This is a genomic window from Ramlibacter aquaticus, from assembly GCF_015159745.1.
Classification (GTDB): domain Bacteria; phylum Pseudomonadota; class Gammaproteobacteria; order Burkholderiales; family Burkholderiaceae_C; genus Ramlibacter; species Ramlibacter aquaticus.
In genome coordinates, this window is sequence record NZ_JADDOJ010000155.1 from 1 (window position 1) to 2,222 (window position 2,222).

The 2,222-nt window shown below is 59.2% G+C and carries 1 protein-coding gene; it reads left to right on the top strand.

Annotated elements, in window-relative coordinates; genetic code table 11:
• Positions 1–1,014: 1,014 nt before the first annotated feature.
• On the top strand, positions 1,015–2,199 hold the full coding sequence (locus tag IM725_RS19860) for a tetratricopeptide repeat protein (RefSeq protein ID WP_193782372.1): 1,185 nt from the start codon (positions 1,015–1,017) through the stop codon (positions 2,197–2,199).
• The last annotated feature ends 23 nt before the right edge of the window (positions 2,200–2,222 follow it).

Consider the following 2,222-nt stretch of genomic DNA (forward strand, 5'->3'; position numbering starts at 1 on the left):
GGCGGCAGCAACCTCGCCACCGCACGTTCCTTGAATGCCTTGCCGTACCTTGCCAATTCGTTCTCTCGTCATCGCCCCCGAGTCCTCGATTTCTATCGGGGCGACAACTATTCTGACGCGGGGGGAGGACGACGAAGAATTCGAAGCGCTCCTGCGCAGTGAAGACCACTGATCCATTCATTCCACTGACGGCAAAAGCTCTCCATTCGGGAACGGCTGTGCGCTTTTGTGGATGTCTACCGCACGACATGTTGTAGCCGCCCGCTTCCCGGATGCCGCGCATCCCGACCCTTCTTGAGGTCAACCTGGCCATTGACGGCTTCCTACCCCCATCGCACTTGCTCTCGCGGCAAACTTCCTGTTCAGCGCGTGTTGCGCCGCTTCCTGCCGCTATCGCGCGACCCTGAGAGACATGACTGAGCCAGTCGAGCGGCTACCGGTACAACTCAAGCAGTTCTTTTGGGAACAGCGCGCTGGCCCACGCCGGCGGCTTTTTGGGGAAACACGTGATCTCGCACTCGGTTTTTTCTCGCGAAACGGGAAGGTCTGGCGCCAAGCCGGAGAACGAGGCTGCTGACCTCGTCCACGGCGGAAAACCCTGAGATGGGCGATCCTTTCGCCTCCCTAGCATTGTGGAAGGCGACACGAATGTATTCCTACTCGTACTAAGTCGCTCGCTCCGGGACGAGCAGGTGTTGGGGCGGTCCATCAGTATTCAGGTGTTCCCTGGTGAGCCTCAATGGCTTCATCGATGGGCGGGCCAAGTGGGCGACGGAGATTTGGATGGGATCAGTTCGAGGTTCTCCTTCTAGCGCACGTCAGCTCTCTTCGTCCGCCTCTTCAAACTCGCATTTAGACTCAGCCTTCGAGCTTCCCATAACAATTGCACAGCAGCTGATTAGCCCGCGTAGCAGCGCCCGGCTGGTTCTCGAGGAGGTTCTGCTCCCGTTGTTGCCGCTGCTCCCGCGGCTGTCTCAATCCCGAAATTTTTCTTGGGCGAAACGCAACCCCCTGTTGCTCGACGAACTGGCGATTCACCTGGCGCATGCTGCCTCGCTTTCGCGCATGCAGGCCGAAGAAGTGATCGGGGGTTTCCAGCGCAGCGGCACTGTTGCGGACGAATCTGTCGCGTCATTACAGCCACAGGTCCGATCGTTCTATCGGTTCCACCTACACAGCCACGACAGTGGCGGCGACTTTCACCTGAATAGCGCTGGCCGCCAGCTCGCGGCGCAGTTTCAGCGCACACGACACATTCAGGAGCAGCGCGATGTACTCAAGTGGCGCCCTGAGTTGGTTTCCGCGCTGGACCGCTTGATTCGCGATAACCCGGACTTCCCCGAAGGCCAATTGCATCTGGGGTTCCAGATGCGACAAGGTTCGCTCGACGATGGGCGCCGCTCCGGCAAGATCTATGCGACGGCGATCGCGGCGGCCGAGGATTTGTGGCCTCACGGGTTTCGTGGACGGGTCGCTTGGGCGCAAGAGGGGAACCGTTTTTACCACCGACTGCTTCATCAGCACATGCAGTGGCACATCGTGCACAGTTCTGTGGCCCAGGCGCTCAGGTTGGCACGTAAACAGTTGCGGCTGGATCCACAGGATGCCCTCAGTGTTCGGTTGCATTTGCCTCTTTTGCTGCAGGCCAGCGGCCTGTACGACGCGGCAGACCACGCTCTCGCGGCTATGGGAGACCCTAACGAAGTCGTCGAGCCGCAAGCAGAATTCGTGCGTTGGTTCATGCACATGGCGCGAGGGCGGCCAGTGCAGGCGGTCCGGTCTCTTCTCCTTGCACTGTTCGCCACGCCTCCGCTGCGATCCGTCCTAGCGCATCACGAAGGGGCTGACGCACTTCATTTGGAGGAAAGTCCTGATTCGTTCATTCGCGACGAATGGAGTACGCATCTCTCGGCAGGTCTACGTATCGCTGGAGTGGGGCGCGAGAGCAGTTTCCAAGACTCAATCCGCGAACTTCTCAATGATCGAGGCGTGGAGGCAGCCTTGGATGAACTACGCCAAGGTGAGCAAACCCGCGGGCACGCGCACTTGAATTCCTATCAGCGGGACGCTCGAATGATCGAGTTGGTAGACGAGCTGTATCCGTCCGGCCATCCCACATTGAATTTTGACCTCCACCCGGAGATGCTTGTGTCCACGAACTTTGCGTGGACACATGGACACTTCCGGAAAAATATCTGAGGTCGCAGCCCTACCCAAGCGCG